A 20001-nucleotide genomic window follows, 5' to 3' on the forward strand; every position below is an offset into this window, starting at 1 on the left:
ATTCCAAAAAAAATAATTTATTTACACGGTGGGAACAGGGCATTTCGGATTAACGGAGGGCTTTTCAATGCATAAAAAGTCTTCTTCTGCTGTATTACCTGAAACTCTGTACTCACCGGAGGCGGAGCAGAGCGTGCTGGGCGGGCTGATGCTGGATAATGACCGCTGGGATGAAGTGGCGCCGTTATTACAGGCGGAGGATTTTTGTTCCAGAGCGCATCAGGAAATCTGGAAGAAAATGGCCGCCCTGTGTCAGATAAACAGCCCGATAGATTTAATCACCCTCAGTGATGTACTGGAAAAAGACGGCGTGCTTGAGCGGGTGGGGGGCTTTGCTTATCTGGCGGAATTATCCAAAAACACCCCCAGTGCGGCCAATATTGTCCGCTATGCGGAGATTGTCGTGGATCGCAGCCGTGCCCGTGGTCTGATGATGCTCGGGAATCTGCTGGCCACCCAGAGTGTGGCGGCTCAGGCAAATATACCGGCGTTATGTGAGCAGGCTGAACAGCGGCTGTTTCAGCTGTCAGAAAAAGGGCTGCCCGCTTATTCCCCGTCGTTGCTCGATATTTTAAATAATGTTGTTCAGCATCTGGAGGAGGCATTAAGTGCAAAAGGGATAACCGGTACGCCAACGGGGTTCAGTGAGCTGGATGAAAAAACCTGTGGTTTGCAGGCAGGCGATTTGGTGTTACTGGGCGCACGGCCGTCGATGGGGAAAACGGCACTGGCGCTGACCGTTGCACAGAATGCCCTGCGTCTGGCAGAAAAACCGGTCTTTTTTTTCAGTCTGGAAATGCCGGCGGAACAAATCATGCAGCGCTTACTCAGTGATTTGGGCAATGTCTCACTGACGGCTATCCGCAGTGCGTCTCTGGAAGAAAATGACTGGGAGTGTCTTGGTGGTGCCATGTCACAGATTGCCGAATGGGGGGAGCGTCTGGTGATTGATGATACCAGTAATATGACACCTTCCCTGTTACGTGCCCGGGCACGGCGTTACCGCCGTAAAGTGGGTACGCCGGGACTGATTATTGTGGATTACCTTCAACTGATGCGCAGTCCTGAACAGGAAAACCGGACGCAGGAAATCAGTGAAATTTCCCGTAGTCTGAAAGCACTGGCGAAAGAACTCGGGTGTCCGGTGGTGGCCCTTTCCCAGCTAAACCGGCAACTGGAGCAACGTGCAGATAAGCGCCCGACAAACGGGGATTTACGGGATTCCGGCTCGCTGGAACAGGATGCGGATTTGATTTTATTTTTGTACCGCGATGAGGTGTATCACGAACACTCACCGGACAAAGGTGTGGCAGAAATTATCATCGGTAAGCAACGACAGGGACCGCTGGGGACGGTGAAAGTGCAGTTTAACGGGATGTATACCCAGTTCAGTGATTTTCCTCAGGGATATTATTTTTAAGGGAGAGGCGAAGAATGAAAACAGATTTACAGCATAAACTCGGTCAGGCGCTTCTCAGAGGAAATCCTGTCAGTTCCCCGTTATCCGATAATGCCCACGTCAATCCGGTGTCTGAAATGCCGATGATATTAACACTTGAGCAACTTCAGCCAAATCCGGATAACCCACGTCAGGGCAGAAACCCGCGTTATGAGGAAATCAAGAGTTCCATTCGGGCACGCGGACTGGACAGTGTCCCTAAAGTCACCAAAGCACCGGGGAGTGAGTTTTATATCTTCAGTGACGGCGGAAATACGCGCTATCAGATCCTCTCTGAGTTGTGGCAGGAGACACAGGATGAGCGTTTCTTCCGCCTTCATGTGTTATTTAAACCCTGGCCGGGGCGTTTGCAGTGTTTGATTGGCCATCTGGCGGAGAATGAAGTCAGAGGGGAGTTAACGTTTCTGGAAAAAGCACAAGGGATTTGTGTGGCGCGTTCTCTGTATGAGGAAACGCTGGGGAAAAAATTATCACTCCGGGCATTCGCTCAGCGCATGACGGCGGACGGATTACCTGTCAGCATTTCACACATCAGTAAGATGGAAGATACTGTTTCTGTTTTATTACCTTATATGCCCCGTTTACTGGAAAACGGGCTGGGAAGACCCCAAATTGAGCAATTATTGTCCGTGCGTTCGACATTAAAACGGGTAGCGGATTCGTTTCTTTTTCAGTATGACGGGCCGGATCCAGCCTGTGATTTTCTGGGATGTTTTGAAAGGACATGCACAGAAATAGATAACCATGATGTTTTTGATTATGACGTGTTTCTGGATGAACTGATTGGCCGGCTACTGAGGGAGTGTTCTGTTGCCGGTGTGGATTATGAACGTTGGGTATTTGAATTGAAGGTCAATAAAGGCAGACGCAGCACAAAGCCGGAATTGACTGCGCCGGTGGAGAGTGAGGGTGATACAACAACCGCGCATTCAGAAACCGTACCTACCGGTATGACCTCCGGTTTTTCGGCAGAGGATTTGTTAACGGAGCCCCTATCTTCTGGTTCAGGTCAGGAGGCTTCAGTATCTCCTGTCGTTGAAAAGAAAAAATCCCGTCCGGTTGTGGAGATCCAGACGGATTTATACGGCGGGGCACCTGTGCTGAGCGGGGATACCGACGAGGCGGATATTGAGCCTGTCGATGGCGGAAGTCTGTTTGTCACGAATAACCCGGAGCATGTCACACCGGTGGAGGCGCCCGTCTCCGGTCATGCGGTGACGGCACTGACGTGTCAGGATCTCTGGCCGGTGGCATCACATCTGGATGATATTGAACATCTTCAGACGCAAATTTACCGTACTTTGTTTGAATTAGGGAATGAGCTGGATTTATCTTCCGCCTTTATGGCGGCTTCCGGGGTGCATTCTCCGGGATTTATTACGTTGTCAGCACATTCGGTGCTGGGGCGTGTGATGACGGTTTTCTCAGAACCTGATGAGTCCCATGATGATATTCCGGATGCCCTCAGAGCCCTGCTGACGGGGGGATATCAGCCCGGTATGTCGCCGGTATTGAATGATACCCAGTTTATGACATGGATGAAACTGATGTACTTGTTGCGTTGTTTGTATGCCAAACAAAGAGATGTTGATCTGGATGTGAATGATGAAGAGGAATGGGAATAAAAGCACCGCCTTATCGCCGGAGGCGCTGGCGTGTTATCTGCCCCTGAACCGGGGGCGGGCAAAGACCGGTTATGAGCAGGAAGTGATACAGCGCCTGATGGATATCTGCCGGTTATTCCGGGCCGGGAGCCGGAAATATGAGCATGATAAGGTTTTCCGGTTTTCTGTCCGTCCACCGGAAAATCAGGATGCGGACTGGTGGCGGTTGGTGTTGTTCAGTGCGGAAATTTGCCGTTGCCGTTATGCACTGCGGAAAACCGGGACCGCCGGAGAACCTTATATTGAGGTGTGTTTTACCGGTAAAGGCCGGCAGGCTGAATTGTCTGCGGAATTACTGGGTTTTATATGGTCCCGGTATTATCAGAGCCGGCGCCGGGCGTGGCGAAAATATATGCGCACCATGAGACAAAAAGCAGGGGCAGAAGTATTGCTTTCAAATAAAGCCCGTGAGTTATGGCACCGGAATTACGTGTTACAGTGGATACTTACACTCTGGCAGGCTTTCAATAATACAGGAGGCTGTAATGGCGACTCAATTAGCACAGGCAGGGAATCATCTGCTGACAGAACTGGTGATGGAAATAAAAAGCGGAAATCTGCGGCGTTGTGAGGCGCTGGGACTGACGGACAATGAGATCCGGTTACTGAACAGTTTAACCATTGAAGATCTGCATTATCTTTCTCAAAGTCCGGTCTCCATTATTACCTGCCAGATCCACCGGGAGAATTTACGGTTATTACTGACCCGGGCAAAAGAAGTTCACCGTCAAAATCAGATGATTGAACGCTGTCTGAGACTGGGGGCATCCATCGATTTGCTGAATCAGTATTTTGGCATGACGTCACTGGAGGTGTCAGCCCGTCGGCGTTTGTCCGGGATCCGGGGAAATGCTGGCCGTTCACAGCGGCTGTCAGATGTGCAGCAAACGGAATTATGGTATCGCTGGAAAGAGGAGGGCATGCCGGAGCCGGATGATCCGGATTGTCTTCAGATCATGGTGTCCTGTGCCGAAAAAATGAATGTCTCTCTGACCACGGTATGGAATTCGGTTCAGGAATGGCACCGGGACGGCATACTGAATTCAGCTGACAGGGGGAAATATCATGCCGGATAACAGGAATATCAGTCATCATCAATCCGCCCGGATATTTCCGGAATGTGTCACGCCTGTTCCGGAGCATATTCAGCGGAAGGCAAACGGGTTATTGCTACGTTATTTTTCGGGAGAACGACTTTGTAAAAAAGTGAAATGCGGTGGAAAAAAGGGCGGTGTTTACCCGGTATTGAAAATTGATATTGGTGCATTCTGGCGTCTGCTCAGTATGGACCAGGGGCAAAGCTGGAAGCTGATGAGCCATGAACGTTATAACAAGATGATTAGCCGGTAAGGGCAGAATATTCAACATCATGATCCTCAGTATATTGAGACTGCCTCTTTACGGTGCGGTATTTTCACCGGAGGAGGCAGCTATAAGTGTATTCAGGCATGAAATTATTTTTGTGTGGGGCATAAGATGCAATTTCCTCCGGACAGTATTATTCAGTTTTCATTAGAAAAAATGCGGCAGCAACTGCATCACCGGCAACACAGCCAGCCCGGCACGGCACTGCGCAGTGGATTGATTTACGCCGGCAATGTTCATGATGCAATCCCCCGGCAATTATTGCTGGAATCCCGACTTTCCCCGGTTGATAAACTGACCTGGATGATGATCCGCCTTCATGCTCAGCAAAATGAGGGGGCCGTATTTCCGACCTATGATGACTTACAACTCCAGTTAGCCACACCCCACAGCGATAAAGCCTCGCGGGAAACGGTCAGCAGGGCACTGTTAATGCTGAGGCTGACGGGCTGGCTCAGTTTATGCCATCGGGTCAGGGATAAACGGGGGCGTATCAGAGGAAATATCTATATGTTACATGATGAGCCGGTGAATGCATTTGATGCAGAGACATTAGATCCACGCTGGATGGATGTACTGGAAAAAAGTTGTTATCACAAAAATAAGAGTGTGCGGTGCGTGGCCCGCGCTGCGCTGACTGCCCTGAAAACCGAGCCGTCAATGCGACATCAGCATACCAGAATGCAACTCATTGAGCAGCGGCTTGAAAGTCTTCAGACACCGGAAGCGCTGGCAGACAGGCAACGCCGGATACTCAATGGGCAGACGGCACAACTTCATCCGGGTAAACATAAAAAAAATCGAGCCCAGTGTAAAACACCGGATTCGAAAATCGAACTCAGGGAAAAAAATGATGAAAAAAAACCGGGTACGAAAATCGAACTGAGTACACAAACCCAGTCTGATTCAGGGGTACGAAAATCGAACTGTTACGTACGTAATACTTTTACACAGAGTGTAAAAAATACGTACGTAGATCAGGGAGAGCAATATTTATCGGGTACTCAGGTGCAGGGGCTGCATCAGTGGATTGATGAGAATGATCGGCAGATGCTGGAAAAACAGTTACAGGCGTTGCCGGAAGAAGCCGCAATATCGATTGTGCAGCAACTGACACAGGGGGTGAGGACAGGAAGTGTACGTAATCCGGTGGGGTATGCCTTGCAGCTATTAAAGGCAGCCCGTGAAGGGCGATATCACTCCGTTTCCCCAGCAGAAACGGGGATGAAAAGTGCGTCTTTACAGAAAATGTCAGGTACTCCGGATGTATCACAGCACACGCAAACCAAACCGGAGAGAACGGAGAGAAGTAAGGCGTCTCAGGGGGGGATGGGTGCCCCTGATATTGCACGTCAGTACCTTCAGCGTTTTCGCCGTACGCTCATAGGGATATCCAATGAGCAATGAAGGCGTATTCAATAAATCACCCGTGTTTCCACTGGAAACAGTGCTCAAAACTTAACCGGTGTTTCCACTGGAAACAGTGTTTAAAAATTGGGTTTTTCTTATCCGGGTAGGAAGGTCCGGAACGCGATATTTCGCTTTCCGTAACGAAATCTGCATCATCGAGAGTAAAGAATTTAACAAGCTATGGAGCAGTCTGGTTAACGATATGGGCATAGAGATATTTTCGTACATATAATTTCACTCTGATATTTACTTTAAACTGATCTTATTGTTTTTTGCCCACTTTCTTAATCTTCCATTAGCGTTGGCGTAAGGCGAAGATGTGTTAAATGAGATCATTCTCCCCATCGTCCATTTTGTGTACCATAGTCTTCCATACAAAATATCATCGGTACGCTCATCAATAAGTTTCACAACTTCATTTTTTACAGCCTGAAGTTCAGCTACTAACAATTCATAACTTAACTCACTGTAATCTGAGTAAAATTTTTGAGCAAGAAGACTAAGTTGATTCCATTTATAGCCAGTTTCCGGAAAATCGACAGGCAGACCTTTAGCATCAAAAGTGATCCACTTTACAACAAGAGCATTCCATCCAAGCAGATATGAAACAAGGTCATGAACACTTATCTTCGTTCCTTTGGCGTGTCCATCCATTGAGTTATCTGAAGTCATTTCTGGCGGGATTGCGTTGAGGTAACTAATTAATTTACTAAAACTTTTATCAATAGCTAAAAGCAGCTCAGCTTTTGTTTGTGGCACACTCATGAAGAATTTCCTCTTATTTAAAATAAGACACCATAAATGCATTGTATGGTGTTTATAAATCAATTAGGTACTGTACTACTCCCCTTACAACAGAGGAAGACCCTTAACTATTTACTGATGTTTCCGGTGGAAACAATGCTCAAAGGTTAACCTGCATTTCAGTAGGATGACGAGTAACGCTACGTTTTTATAATAAATTATTTTTTTTCAATTTGAATTTATCGTTGGCATAGGGGGTTGACATTTGTACGGTATGTCAATTTCTCAAAGCAAGGGTATTGTTATGGAACAAAATAAACATTCTCAACAGTTACTTCAGGCTGGCCCTTTAAAGTCAACATTAACACTGAAACTCCATACCAGTTATGCAATCCGGCTATGGGAAGGGCGGGTTGTACCCAACTCTCAGAATGACGGTGACGAAAAAAAGCGTAAATGGATGATCCCCAGTCTTCCGATGTTTATTTCCCGGGCGGGTCATATTACTGATGATGCAAAGAAGGGATACTTATATGCAGAAATGTGGCTGTATCAGCTTGAGCAGGCACTGGAGCAAGGGACTCGGACTATTCAGAAATTACTTTCAGAGGTTGAACAACAATTAGTTCAGTTACCTGCGGTTGCGGTTATTTCGGATATCTCATCAACATCTCCTGTTGACCTGGCGATATTCAGTAAATCTCCTGTTGGTTATAAATGTGTCTGGTTACTCGTCGGGGTTGATCAACTTGCTTTGCGTGTATTGCAGGGAGAGCATTATGGTTTTATTTCCCGTCAGCAACGTGACAAGGTCCTTAAATTAGCGGGCTATCAGGTTCGTCATGTGACAGGGATGGCCGTAAACTACCGGAAATATGAGCTCACCCGTCATAACCTTGATTTAAACAGTGAAACTTATCAACAGGCTTCCCGTTATTTAGGTGAAATTGATCCGGATATCATTTCAGGAAGAAAACGTGCGTCATTTTTACCGTCTTTAAAAAAATAACGAATGTTATTTATATTGGGTTAATTATTTAATAATAAGGAGCTGCAATGAAAAAAAGCGGATTGCTTACCTTATGCTTTTCTTTATGGCTTTTGACCGGATGCTCTGCACAGGAAATCGCAGAATGGAATCAGAAAATCAGTGAACTGGGGCATCAGGTCAGTCATACCATGAATGGTGGTATGCAGAAACGGGAACAACGGGAGTATGACGTGGTTATCCCTGTTGATATTGATACAGCCGCAGCCCGTCTGCGCCGTTATTATGGTTTTGAGGATGTGAATGCCAAAATCCGTGCTCTGCGTCAGTCAGGTAAAGAAAGTGATCAATGGGCCGCCACGGCTATTGCAGAAGAAAGCCGAGGCTGGGAATGGGAAGTGACGCCGGGAAGTTATTATAAAATGGGGGCGGATATGGGAAAACGTAACCCGCCGGCACATATCGTCATCGAACTGGAAAAAAATGGTTCGGGAACACACATGTATATCACTTACAGCGCTTCGTACAGTGATACCCTGACTCCGGAGTTTGTTCAGGAAATATTTAAAACCGCGAATGACGTTGCAGCCGGAAAAAGGAGGTAGAACAGGGTAATGAAATTATTTCTGTGCGAAAAGCCGTCTCAGGCCAAAGATATTGCCCGGGTGATCGGCGCTCATCAGCGGCGGGATAATTTTTTTCAGGGAAATGGCGTTCAGGTCGCCTGGGCAAGAGGTCATCTGCTGGAGCAGGCTGAACCGGAGGCTTATGGCGCACAGTTTGCGGCCCCCTGGCGGCAGAGTGCCTTACCCGTTATTCCTGAACAGTGGAAAATGGTGGTTAAAAAAGACGCGGTTTCGTTGTTTCGGACCATAAAACAGTTGCTCAGTCAGGCGGCGGAAGTGGTGATTGCCACGGATGCGGACAGGGAAGGGGAAGTGATTGCCCGTGAATTACTGGAGGCCTGTCATTACCGGAAAAAGGTACAACGTTTATGGTTGTCTGCACTGGATGAGGCGAGTATCAGGCAGGCATTAAATAACCTGTTACCCGGCGAGAAAACGGCCTCTTTATATTCAGCGGGATTAGGGCGGGCCAGAGCAGACTGGCTTATCGGTATGAACATGACGCGTCTGTTTACCCTCAAAGCCCGGGAACTGGGGTTTGGTGGGATATTGTCGGTCGGACGTGTCCAGACGCCGACACTGGCCCTGATTGTCCGGCGGGAAAGAGAAATTACGCACTTTGTTTCCAAACCCTTCTGGCGGGTGACCGCCTCGTTGCAGCATCAGGGGATCATTTTTCAGGCTCACTGGCGACCTGCCTCGCAGTATTGTGATGATGAACATCGTTGTATTCACGTTCAGGCCGCTCAGGCCGTAGAGCAACTGTGCCGGCAGGCAGGGAAAGCGACGGTGTGTACAGTGAATGAAACGAAAGGAAAAGCCTTGCCGCCGTTGCCGTTTGATCTCGGGACACTTCAGCAGGCGGCCTCAAGGCGTTGGGGGTATTCTGCGGATAAAGTGCTTGAAATCGCGCAAAGTCTGTATGAAAAACATAAGGCCACCACGTATCCCCGGACGGACTGCGGGTATCTGCCGGTGTCCATGCGTGCCGACATACCGGTTGTTTTAGATGCATTATCACAAAGCGATCCGGCCTTACAGAATGTGCTGGCACAATTGCAGCCGGCGCGAATTTCCCGGGTCTGGAATGATGCAAAAATTACGGCTCACCATGCGATTATACCGACCCGGCAGACACCTGATTTGAACGCCATGAATGAGGCTGAACTGAATGTCTATAAACTTATCCGTGCCCATTATCTGGCGCAGTTTTTGCCGGATCAGGAATGGGATGCAACAGAGGTGTTTTTAGATATAGGCGGACAACAATTTGTTGCCAAAGGGAAAGTCGAAAGGGTGAAGGGCTGGTCTGTATTATTTGTGAAACATGAAGACGATCCGTCAGTAAAAGAAGAGGCAGAAACCGGGCTGGAAGCCGGAACGGAAACATTGCCGTCCCTTCACGAAGGTGAATTCTGTGTGGTACAGGAGGCAAAGGTTGTACAACTGGCGACCTCACCACCGAAACCGTATACGGATGGTACATTGATTGCGGCCATGAAGAATGCGTCCTCCTTTATTACCGATCCGACATTAAAAAAAGTCCTGAAAGAGAATGCGGGGCTGGGGACAGAGGCAACCCGGGCAGGGATCATCACCACGCTGGAAAACAGGAAATTGATTGTCAGGCAGAAAAAAACACTCCGGGCGACAGACACCGGTTGTCAGCTGATTGATGCCCTGCCGGCAGCCTGTACAGATCCGGGAATGACGGCGTTATGGGAACAATCACTCGAGCAGGTTGCACAGGGAAATCTGTCTCTGGATGTGTTTATGCAAAAGCAAATCAGCTGGTTGGCACATCTCATTAAAAAAGGCGGGGAAATGCCGCTGGCGCTGGATCTGCCACCGATGCCATCCTGCCCGTCGTGTCATGGAAAGATGGTCTTACGGGAGAGCAGTAAAGGCCGTTTCTGGAGTTGTCAGCGTTATCCGGATTGTAAAGGGAGTGTACCATTACCGGAAAAAATGCAGGGGGTTACCCGGGGGATGAATAAAAGAAAGAAGGCCGTGAAGAAGAGCATAACAGGACTCTTTACCTGAGTGATAATTACCGTTAGCATAGCTGACGCTAGGGAAAAGCCCCCCGTCATTGCGGCAAAGCCGTAGCGGAACAACTGCGGTGGCGACAATGAGAAAGTCTGTCTGTCAGCAGGACAGACTTTAAGGCGCATCAACCTCATGAAAACCGCGCCGGAGCTGGTTGAACTCCTGAGGTTCTTTTTAACATCACAGAGTGGGCGGCACTGTCAGGCGTTATTAACCGTAACGCCTTTTTTATTTGACAAAAAAGTTATTCATCCATGTGACTGAGTACCTGAATCACCCAGTCCGGGCAGGGCCGGGCGCTGTTTTTTTCCGGTGGGCATAACCAGGATTTTACCGCCCTGACAGAACAGGGCCTGCCTGTTGTCTGCTGAATGAGTTGAGCCAGGTCTTTTTGTGTCAGATGATGTTGCTGTAACCAGACTTTCAGTTTGTTTCTGTTATCCATTTTATTCTTCTGTGTTTATCCTTTTCTGAACTGCTTTTTTACTTGACAAATAAAAAAAGCAGATTAATCCTTATTCTGCTTATACCGTTGCTTAATGCAACATTGCCAATGCTTCAGTTGTCTGAGAGAAGCGCCTACGGGTGACAACGATGCCAATGTTCCGGCAATCTGAGAGGAACGCCTACGGGTGATTGCCACTGCCAATCCTCGGGTCATCTGAGACGGGAGCCTACGGGCGATGACAGAACTCCGTTCGTCCTTGAAATTGACGGAGGGTGATAACAGAATAGCGTTATCATCAGGATCATCTTATACAACGCAAGTCGTCAGTTCGGGAGCGTTCCTGTTACTGACCCCGGTGGGAAACACGTTCCTGCCGAGACGATGTTTCTCATTTTTTTACCTTTTTTATCCGATGGAGAAACATCATGACCAGCAAAAATAATACAACATCTGAAAATAAATACTTTAATCTGCATGTGAACGGGATTGGGTATTTATCGAATATCCGTCAGGTTAACGGCCCTAAAGGGCAGTTTTTAACCGCAGTGATTAATGCACTCAGTGGACCGGCTGATAACCCTGTGTATGTTCGTTTTGATACGACCGTTGTCGGGGAGAATACGGTCTCACTGGTCAGACGGTGTATCAAAGCGGTGGATGAGGACAAAAAAGTCCTGACCGGGTTTACATTAAGTAACCTGGCTTCCGATATTTTCACCCTGACAAAAGGTGAGCATGCCGGAGAACAGCGGGTCAGCCTGAAAGCCAGGCTGCTGAATATTGACTGGATTAAAATCGGTAAAGAAGTGGTATATAAAGCCGAGAAACACCAGTCAACACCACCAGAGACTGAACAGCCGGTATCCAGAGAGTATGTGGCTGATTCTTTTTAGTCATTAATAAGGAGTTTGCTGTGACTAAAAATACACAACAACCGGTACATGATGCGTTATTCAAGCAGTTTTTAACGCATCCTGAGAATGCCCGGGATTTTTTCTCGGTGCATTTGCCGGCCAACATCCTGCCTTTGTGCGATTTAAGTACACTGCGCCTGGAGCCGGCCAGTTTTGTGGAGCGCCGTTTACGTCAGCTGCATTCGGATGTGCTGTATTCCGTGCAGATGACGGAAGGGGAAGGGTATATCTACTGCCTGATCGAGCACCAGTCAAAACCGGATCGGTTAATGGGTTTTCGTCTGATGCATTATGCGATGTCAGCGATAGCGCATCATCTGAAAAAATCGCCGGCGGATAAGACCCTGCCGTTGGTGGTGCCGTTTCTGTTTTATCAGGGCAGTGTTTGTCCTTATCCGTACAGCATGAACTGGCTGGACGGGTTCGCCGATCCGGCGCTGGCTCAGCAGCTGTATACCCGGTCGTTTCCGTTAGTGGATTTGAGTGTGCTCAGTGATGAGGAAATCCTGACACACAAGGGTATTGCCCTGCTGGAGCTGGTTCAGAAACATATTCGGACCCGCGACGGTTTAATGGCGGTATTGCCGATAATCGCGCAGATAATTAACTCGCAACACAATACGGTTGACCAGGTGAGGAGTGTGATAGAATATATTGCCTATCAGGGGTATATTCTGGATGAATCCCGCTTTTTCAGCCAATTGATTGCACTGTCACCGGAGTATAAAACGATGCTGACAACGATTGCAGAACAACTTGAGCAAAAAGGTATCGAAAAAGGTATCGAAAAAGGTATCGAAAAAGGTATCGAAAAAGGTATCGAAAAAGGTATCGAAAAAGGTATTGGCCTGGGTGTTGAAAAAGTCGCCCGCTCATTATTACAACAGGGGGTTGATCTGAACATTATTATGCAATGTACCGGACTGACCCGGGAAAAGATTGAGTCATTAAAACATTAATCTTTTCTGTTTTTACTCTCAAATGCCGGCATGACTGCCGGCATTTTTTATGCCCGCCGTTTTCTTTTTTTTTTTTTCGGAAAACTAATTTCTCATTGAGAGCACTTGCTTTTCTGCGCACAGTGTGCCTGTGACTTTATTTTATTAACACAGGACAGAAAATGCGTATGAAAATTCTCCCGATATGTCTTGCCCTGACCTCACTGCTGTTGGGGGGCTGTGCAGATAAACCCTCCCGGCCTGCCGAACCGGTGGCTGATAGATACCGCGATTCTGGTCAACACCGGTCATGCCCAGCCGGTACTTCCGGACCTTTATCCATCAGCTGGGGCTGGTACAGTTACTGCCGGTGGGCGGACGTTATCAGGGGCGTACGGTGACGTTGCGCCTACCATAAAAGAGATGCCGTGATGAAAAACATAAGATTTGTGGTTTTACTGAGCGGGTGTCTGATGACAGCGCCGCTGACAGCCGCACAGTCTGTTTCCGGGGGGCAGATTGGCAGATTGAGGCGAGGAAATCGGCTAAGAGTCAGACTCAGTCATTGCAGTATGAGGCGCAGGAATGGGGACTGAGTGCGGAGGAGTATGCCCGTTTTGAAGCGCTGATGAAAGGGTGGCGCGGTATTCAGTCTCTCGGCCTGGATCCTCTGACGACACTGGGCATTGAGGCCCGGTCAGATGAGGAGCGCTGTCGGCTGGCTGAAAAGTGGGTACAGCAGGAATTTGCCTGGGCAGAAAAAGAGCTGGCGTTTCAGCGGGAAGTGGATGCAGCCTAGAAACGGCTTTATGGTCAGATATTACCGGTCAGTCTGGGAACAGCCGGCTGAATCCGGTCTGTATTCTTTTTATTTAAATCAATTACACCTGTTAATCGATTAATAATATTAGTCGGAATAACTTCATCTTTATTAATAATAGCGAATACAGGCTGTCCAAAGCTATTTTGTTCAATAAAATCGAGCCTTCCATCTTGAATATTATCAAGTGAAATAATAATTGCGGCAATATAAGAGAAGTCAGTATGTAGAATATTAACATATTTACGATGAGTTGAAATAGAGTCAGACATATCATAGCTGACTGCGACTTTATAATTTTTCATTTTTAATTCCTTTTTGGTAAAAAATCTTGCTGAAATATTAAGTGAAAATATTTCATTTATTTATATTTATGTCATCACGGATATAAAATAATGTTATAGGTTGGTGGCTTTTATAATTTTAGTAATCTTTTTTTTAGCAAAATGACTAGGAATAAAAGCTGTTTAGCTGCACATTACTGTGCATAAAAACCAAGGATATGAATGTTCAATAAGAGCTCGTTATAACCACATTAAATGTGATATATAATGATAAAGAGATTGACTATCCATTTGATGAAAATATGCAAACCACGTGATAGAAGCCAATAGAGAGATTATCTTTGAGCGCTGAAAAGATTAAAACTAAAACATGAGAAATGTGAAAGCATCATTATATGTGTAATAAGTTTTATATGTGGTCAAAATCGGTTATTATTTTCTATTTTTGCATTCATTAATTGTTAAGGTATATATAACAACTATAAGTTATATGTAATTAAATATCCGAATTATACTGTGATGCAGATCAAGGTATATCATTTAAAGAATGATTTTTCTTTAATTCATATATTTATTTTTTGTTATTTGTTGTTTTCTTTTTAACAAAAGAATAGGTGATTAATATAGTCGCCAAGTCTATGTTATAAATATTAATACAATGTATTTATGGTGCCTTTCCTATAATTAAAGATTATAAATTATTATCATTAATGGTTGCATTAATATATATTTATTTTCTAAATAATTATTTTAAAGTTTTTTAAATTTGCTTATATAGTCATTAAGATTAATAAAATATACTTTGAAATATATTCTGCATTACCTATTCCCTTCTATATCAATATAAATGAGTTTTACAATCAGTATAAATTGTTAAAAATGATCGTTAAAAACGATTGTTATGTTTATATTGATGGTTTTAATCTATCAAAAAAATACATTATCGATCAATAATAACATATTAACATAATTTATTTTTAGAAAGAAAATTATATCCATTAATTATATTTTAATTACATGAGGTTACATTTTAATAAATAATAAGTTTGTAATTTCAAATAAAGCTTCCGTATTTTTTATGTTGGTGAATGTTAGTAATTTTTTATTAAATAATGGCGTTTATATTTAATAATTTTAATAGAGTAGCACCTGTTTTTTATAGTTTTAATATATAAATTAAGGATATAAATACCCTCAATGAAGTTTATAGATTGATTTTTATGTTAGTAACCAAATAATGAAATTTAAAAATAATATTGCTTTAAGTACGGTACTGTCTGTTGCTATTTTTAACTCAGCAATGGCATATGACGGTACAATTAGTCTTACTGGATGCACTATTGGACAAAATGGATCTAGTAATGTGAAAGCTTTTTTTGAACCCGGAGCTAATACTGACTTTAATACGAACAAACTAAAAAATGCAAGCTCTGACGGAGCACAAAATGTTCAAATTCAGTTATTAAATAACGATGGTACTACTGCTATTCAATTAGGGAAAGACTTTGTCGGACAGGATGTCCATTCAGAAGCTATTAATAGTGACGATGAAGCGACACTACGCTATATGGCCCAATATTATGCTACAGGAAAAGCAATTGTAGGGGATGTCATTTCTAGTGTTAATTACACTATTGCCTATGAGTAATAAATAATAATCGTGCGTTTTTATTATCATTATTTACAAGGCAGCTCATCTGCACTGCTTTGTTCGGAGTTTCCATGAAAAAACTTTTCTTTTTCATGATGGCCGGCTTATTTTCTGTGTCAAGTTATGCTAATGTTGGGTACCTGAGTTATTTATCCTGAAAACTAGGAAGGTATTAATATTAAAATTAATAATGATGAATCTACTCCATCTTTAATTCAGTCCTGGATTGATACTGGTGATGCCAGTGTTGCTCCAGACTCAGTCAATGTTCCCTTTATTATTACTCCGCTTATATTTCGTATAGAACCTCACACAGGGCAAACATTACGAATTATGTATACGGGTGAAGCACTGCCTAATGATCGTGAATCAATTTTTTGGCTAAATGTACTGGATATTTCAGCTAAACCTAAATTTGAAAATAAAAATAATTTAAATGTAAACTCAAATTATCTTCAACTCCCGATCCATAGTCGCATAAAGCTATTCTATCGTCCAGAAAAACTCACACGTTCTCTCAGTGAGGCCTATAATTCTGTTATATGGCATATTGAAAAACAAGGAGCAAAGGCCTTTCTTTGTGCAGATAATCAAAGTCCTTATTTTATTACTTATAATCATATTACTTTGATTCAGAGCAACTACTCACAATCAATTAATCCAGTAGATATGGTTGCTCCTTATTCTTCAATACGCCTTCCTATACATGGAAATATGTCGGGATATGGAAAAGTGAAGTGGACAGTTGTTAACGATTATGGTGGGCATGAATTAAGTGAGTCAGCTCTGAAATAAGGATAATATTTATGAAATATTGCACTTAAACTGAACATCATTCATTCCTGCCTGCCATATTTATTTCACTGGGAGTTTTTTCCATGGACACAGTGGCTATGGAATATGCTGAATTTGATCCCAGTTTTTTACAGCATACTCAAGGGAAGACGACGTTAGATATTCATCGTTTCAATCAAGGAAATCCAACTCCAGCAGGAAAGTACTATGCTGATGTTTATCTTAATAATAAATGGAAAGGGCACTGCCTTAGTGTTTCTTACGCCATTTGTCACATTAACATTTTTGGTGTTTACACCTGAAACCTGGGTACATGGAGCAGATGCTCATACTGAGTTTCCTTATCTTTCCGGTGCGGGAAGGTTAGTTCTGAAAGATACTATGATGATAGCAGCAGGATTTGTTGCAATGGTACATTCTGCAAGGTGTATCACTAAAAAGTAGTGAACACTATCATTTATCTGATTTTTATTTTCTAGTATTATATGAGGTTATCGCGTCGTGGAGGGGAACTTTCCCCCTCCACTCCCACGGAGCCGGACGTGGCAGTATCCCGTCATCTGGCTCTTGTAGTTGACTGGTAACATCGCGTACAAATAGTCCAGTGTGCAAACAAACTGAGTTTAACATTCCGGATCCTGTCTAATCATTCATACGCTTGAACCAGACTACCGTGTCCCCTCTTGTATTTACGGGTAACCCATTTAGCAAGGTACAGATCGATATGTCTGGCTATATAATCCATTACTGATTGACAAAAGCGTCCATAGTACAATACCCACGTAGCCTGAGATTGAGCCAACGTACCATTGTATCCAGTGATAACGGTGCTCTGTGGCTTCAATCCTAACCCCGCACTGTCTGACGGATTGCCTCGCAAAAATGGACAATGCCGCTGAGGAACTGGCGTATAGTAATAGAGTCGCTTTATTGTCGAGTTCGGTGACCGCGACCGCCAGGATGGTCACTTTTGAAAAAGGCGTTTACACAGCATGGTAAACGGACTCGAAATTCTCTTACATATACTGAAAATTAATTACAGTAACCTATTCGTTATAACCTGTTTAAACCCACTCCAATTCGTTATTTATCTCACGTCTGATCATGAATATATAAAAATCGCGTATGTACGGTATGTCCGGTTAAAGTATTCAATGAAAGTGTCCTGCGTCGGCTTACCTGGCTGGATAAAATCCCGTTTTACTGCATGTTTTTCTGCCCATTCAGCCAGTATCAGTGAGATAAATTCTGGACCATTATTCATGTGCAGCATGATCGGGTAGCCGCAGTTTGCCGCGATCCTGTCGAGTACACGGATCATTCGCAGATCTGGCAGATTCAGAATGATTTTAATCGACAATGTCTCACGGTTAAAGTCATCAACTTTAACAGTCCGCCCGGTTTCAACCGACTTAATTACGGCGATGATCTGATGCTCAGTAAAACAGGCTTTACGCATAGCGATCTCCTTCGTTGGCAAATTAATTATGCGGGATACTTACACCGTCAACCCCAGTATGCAGAGGATGAAGCATCAGATCGGAGCATTGTCTGATGGTGCCATACACCAGATTTAACAATAACCCGTTTAATACGCCAAGCTGCAAAGAAGCAATTAAGTATTCTAAAACAGATAGTTAAAACTTAAACCTTATCTAGGACAGCCCCAAATTTTTATTATTTTTTAAATAATCACTTGCTAATGATAATTATATATACATACAATGTGATATGTTATAACATAACAAAAAGTGGCGGATAGTATGAAAAAATCTATTTTTAATTATACAACATTTTTTATTTCAATGAGTTATTCCTTATTTGCAAATGCAAGCCCTGCAATAAAATCAACTGAAAATCGGAACAATGAGGTATTAGAGGTCTATTCAACACCTTTGCATACTCCGCAAGAGAAAATGGCGATCCCCGTTTCTGTTCTGACACAAGAAGATCTACGCGCTAATCGTAGTGCCTCGATTGCTGAAACCTTAACATCCTTACCAGGTTTTCATGCCAGCTTTTTTGGTGGAGGCTCAGTTCATCCAGTTATTCGAGGAATGTCAGGCAATCGAGTCAAGGTATTACACAGTGGTAGTGATCTTATGGACGTATCCTCTATTGGTGCAGATCATACAATCACCAGTGAACCCTTTTTAAGTCAACGCATTGAAGTATTAAAAGGCCCTTCAACATTACTTTATGGAGGAGGCACAATAGGCGGTGCAATTAATGTTATTGATAGCAAGATTCCTATGTCAGTGCCTGAAAAAGGCTATGAGGGTGAATTGCATTATCAATACGATTCTGTTTCTAAAGGAAATACAGGATCAGTAGGATTAACGTTAGGAGAAAATAATTTGGCGCTTCGCCTTGAGGGTACTAAACGTTATCAAAGTGATTACAAACAACCAGAACCTTTACATCAAGGAGAAACTAGCCGTTTAGCAGGATCTTATCAAGATAACCAATCGGCAAATATTGGTGTATCCTGGCTTTTTGATGACGGTTATATAGGGATTGGTTATGGTGAACAACATCGTCGATATGGGCTGCCTGGTCATACGCATTTTCATGATCATGAAGATGATCACCATCATCACGCCCCAATTCGCCCTCCTTTAATCGGCCATCATCATCATAATCACAATCATGAATACCCTGATGAACAACATCAACATGGTATTCCTTATATTGTTATGGATAGCAAACGATGGGATCTTCGTGGTGAAAAAAACAATCCATTTACTGGTATTGAATCAATACGTTTCAGTGCGGTCAGAACCGATTATCATCATGATGAAAAAGAAGGAAATGAAGTCAGTACCTCATTTAAAAACAAAGGCGATGAATTAAGACTGACATTTACACATCAACCTATTTGGGGTTGGCATGGTGTTATTGGCGGGCAATTTAACCAGCGTGATTTTAGTGCTCAAGGAGAAGAAGCTTATGTACCGTCAACAAAAACAAAAAATCACTCACTCTTTTTATTAGAAGAATACCAATTAGGTGATTTTCGCTATGAATTAGGATTTCGCCAAGAGTGGCAATCACTGTTAAATAGAGAAACTCAAAAAAATAATAAGCAGAGTGCATCTTCTATTTCTGCTGGATTAGCATGGAATTTTACACAAGACTATTTTTTAAATTTATCACTTTCACACACGAAAAGATTACCTGTTGCAGAAGAGCTTTACGCGAATGGTGTTCATGCTGCAAGTCGAACTATTGAAAAAGGCGATCCTAATTTAACCGCAGAGGCTGCAAATAATATTGATATTGGAATAACTAAAGTAACAGGTGATATTCAATTCAATATGAGTGCCTATTATAACCGTATTAATAATTATATTTACGGTCAATTTACGGGGACTGAATTAAATAATGGCTATCGTTCATTACAATATGTTCAAAATGATGCACAGTTTAAAGGTATAGAAGGAAATATTGATTATTACTATAACCAAGATAGCTTAATTGGTATTTCTGGTGATTATGTTAGAGCAAATTTACTACACAATAAGGGAAATATACCAAGAATACCGGCTTATCGTTTAAGTACTTATATTAAACATAGTTTTACAGAAAACGTAATTGGACAAATTCGCATTGATCATTTTGGAAAACAGAATAAAACAGCAGACTATGAAACATCCACAGAGGCTTATAACACAGTTAGTTTAGGTAGTGAATATATTGGTTATTTAGATAACACAGATTATACCTTATACGCCAAGATTAATAATATCTTTGATGTAAAAGGGAAAGACAGCACCTCTTATATTAAAGATGAAATGTATTTACCTGGTCGTAATATTATCTTAGGCGCTACTCTTACATTCTAAT

Annotated in this window: 18 protein-coding genes and 2 pseudogenes; 16 read left to right on the forward strand and 4 right to left on the reverse strand. The window is 43.6% G+C overall.

What is annotated here, in order from left to right; genetic code table 11:
- Positions 1–67: 67 nt before the first annotated feature.
- The 5 genes from dnaB-PI to AACQ49_RS15565 all read left to right on the forward strand — a co-directional run bounded on the left by dnaB-PI (position 68) and on the right by AACQ49_RS15565 (position 5895).
- On the forward strand, positions 68–1420 hold the full coding sequence (gene dnaB-PI / locus AACQ49_RS15545) for an SPI-7-type island replicative DNA helicase (RefSeq protein WP_046335349.1): 1353 nt from the start codon (positions 68–70) through the stop codon (positions 1418–1420).
- Positions 1421–1434: 14 nt separating this feature from the next.
- Entirely contained in the window at positions 1435–3084 is a 1650-nt protein-coding gene (locus AACQ49_RS15550; RefSeq protein WP_046335350.1) for a ParB family protein, read from the forward strand.
- 524 nt (positions 3085–3608) lie between these two features.
- On the forward strand, positions 3609–4199 hold the full coding sequence (locus tag AACQ49_RS15555) for a DUF2857 domain-containing protein (protein ID WP_000235333.1): 591 nt from the start codon (positions 3609–3611) through the stop codon (positions 4197–4199).
- Positions 4189–4473: a ParE family toxin-like protein gene (locus tag AACQ49_RS15560; RefSeq protein WP_004239737.1), complete on the forward strand. Its 285-nt coding sequence runs from the start codon at positions 4189–4191 to the stop codon at positions 4471–4473. The genes AACQ49_RS15555 and AACQ49_RS15560 overlap by 11 nt, the downstream gene beginning before the upstream one ends.
- 126 nt (positions 4474–4599) lie before the next feature.
- Positions 4600–5895: an STY4528 family pathogenicity island replication protein gene (locus AACQ49_RS15565; RefSeq protein ID WP_004245773.1), complete on the forward strand. Its 1296-nt coding sequence runs from the start codon at positions 4600–4602 to the stop codon at positions 5893–5895.
- 249 nt (positions 5896–6144) lie between these two features.
- Here AACQ49_RS15565 and AACQ49_RS15570 read toward each other — a convergent pair whose 3' ends face one another.
- A complete protein-coding gene (locus AACQ49_RS15570; RefSeq protein ID WP_000115888.1) occupies positions 6145–6663 on the reverse strand; it encodes a ClbS/DfsB family four-helix bundle protein in 519 nt (172 codons plus the stop codon).
- A gap of 283 nt (positions 6664–6946) precedes the next feature.
- Here AACQ49_RS15570 and AACQ49_RS15575 point away from each other — a divergent pair, with 283 nt between their 5' ends.
- The 6 genes from AACQ49_RS15575 to AACQ49_RS15600 all read left to right on the forward strand — a co-directional run bounded on the left by AACQ49_RS15575 (position 6947) and on the right by AACQ49_RS15600 (position 13404).
- The gene (locus AACQ49_RS15575; protein ID WP_000437242.1) at positions 6947–7651 is read left to right on the forward strand and encodes a PFL_4669 family integrating conjugative element protein; all 705 of its coding nucleotides are present in this window, start codon (positions 6947–6949) and stop codon (positions 7649–7651) included.
- Positions 7652–7698: 47 nt separating this feature from the next.
- The gene (locus AACQ49_RS15580; RefSeq protein WP_161779149.1) at positions 7699–8235 is read left to right on the forward strand and encodes a hypothetical protein; all 537 of its coding nucleotides are present in this window, start codon (positions 7699–7701) and stop codon (positions 8233–8235) included.
- A 9-nt stretch (positions 8236–8244) separates the two neighbouring features.
- Complete coding sequence (locus tag AACQ49_RS15585) at positions 8245–10299, forward strand: DNA topoisomerase III (protein WP_161779150.1); 2055 nt, start codon at positions 8245–8247, stop codon at positions 10297–10299.
- 879 nt (positions 10300–11178) lie between these two features.
- Positions 11179–11646: an STY4534 family ICE replication protein gene (locus tag AACQ49_RS15590; RefSeq protein WP_000202155.1), complete on the forward strand. Its 468-nt coding sequence runs from the start codon at positions 11179–11181 to the stop codon at positions 11644–11646.
- 20 nt (positions 11647–11666) lie between these two features.
- Entirely contained in the window at positions 11667–12626 is a 960-nt protein-coding gene (locus AACQ49_RS15595) for an Rpn family recombination-promoting nuclease/putative transposase (RefSeq protein WP_004245766.1), read from the forward strand.
- Between the two features lie 445 nt (positions 12627–13071).
- Positions 13072–13404: a hypothetical protein gene (locus AACQ49_RS15600; RefSeq protein WP_161779151.1), complete on the forward strand. Its 333-nt coding sequence runs from the start codon at positions 13072–13074 to the stop codon at positions 13402–13404.
- 14 nt (positions 13405–13418) lie between these two features.
- On the opposite strand, the gene AACQ49_RS15605 is transcribed toward AACQ49_RS15600, so the two are convergent.
- Both AACQ49_RS15605 and speFL read right to left on the reverse strand, forming a co-directional pair.
- Positions 13419–13730 carry an Orn/Lys/Arg decarboxylase N-terminal domain-containing protein gene (locus AACQ49_RS15605; protein ID WP_046335354.1) on the reverse strand — a complete coding sequence of 104 codons (312 nt, stop codon included), beginning with the start codon at positions 13728–13730 and terminating at the stop codon, positions 13419–13421.
- A gap of 314 nt (positions 13731–14044) precedes the next feature.
- The gene (gene speFL, locus AACQ49_RS18470) at positions 14045–14122 is read right to left on the reverse strand and encodes a leader peptide SpeFL (protein WP_223310125.1); all 78 of its coding nucleotides are present in this window, start codon (positions 14120–14122) and stop codon (positions 14045–14047) included.
- 824 nt (positions 14123–14946) lie between these two features.
- On the opposite strand from speFL, the gene AACQ49_RS15610 reads away from it, so the two are divergent.
- The 4 genes and pseudogenes from AACQ49_RS15610 to AACQ49_RS15625 form a co-directional block, all read left to right on the forward strand.
- Positions 14947–15357, forward strand: a complete 411-nt coding sequence (locus tag AACQ49_RS15610; protein WP_046334506.1) for a fimbrial protein — start codon at positions 14947–14949, stop codon at positions 15355–15357.
- 228 nt (positions 15358–15585) lie between these two features.
- A complete protein-coding gene (locus tag AACQ49_RS15615; protein WP_230629692.1) occupies positions 15586–16155 on the forward strand; it encodes a fimbria/pilus periplasmic chaperone in 570 nt (189 codons plus the stop codon).
- 98 nt (positions 16156–16253) lie between these two features.
- Positions 16254–16457, forward strand: a complete 204-nt coding sequence (locus AACQ49_RS15620) for a FimD/PapC N-terminal domain-containing protein (protein ID WP_227814059.1) — start codon at positions 16254–16256, stop codon at positions 16455–16457.
- Positions 16396–16599, forward strand: a pseudogene (locus AACQ49_RS15625) (DUF417 family protein); the annotation flags it as partial. The gene AACQ49_RS15620 and the pseudogene AACQ49_RS15625, both read left to right, overlap by 62 nt.
- 664 nt (positions 16600–17263) lie before the next feature.
- Here the strand turns inward: AACQ49_RS15625 and AACQ49_RS15630 are convergent.
- Positions 17264–17539, reverse strand: a pseudogene (locus tag AACQ49_RS15630) (DDE-type integrase/transposase/recombinase); the annotation flags it as partial.
- Between the two features lie 379 nt (positions 17540–17918).
- Between AACQ49_RS15630 and AACQ49_RS15635 the strand changes: the two are divergent.
- Positions 17919–20000 carry a TonB-dependent receptor gene (locus tag AACQ49_RS15635; RefSeq protein WP_001351060.1) on the forward strand — a complete coding sequence of 694 codons (2082 nt, stop codon included), beginning with the start codon at positions 17919–17921 and terminating at the stop codon, positions 19998–20000.
- Position 20001: the final 1 nt, after the last annotated feature.

The sequence above is a fragment of the Proteus sp. G2675 genome, from assembly GCF_963886535.1.
Taxonomy (GTDB): domain Bacteria; phylum Pseudomonadota; class Gammaproteobacteria; order Enterobacterales; family Enterobacteriaceae; genus Proteus; species Proteus mirabilis.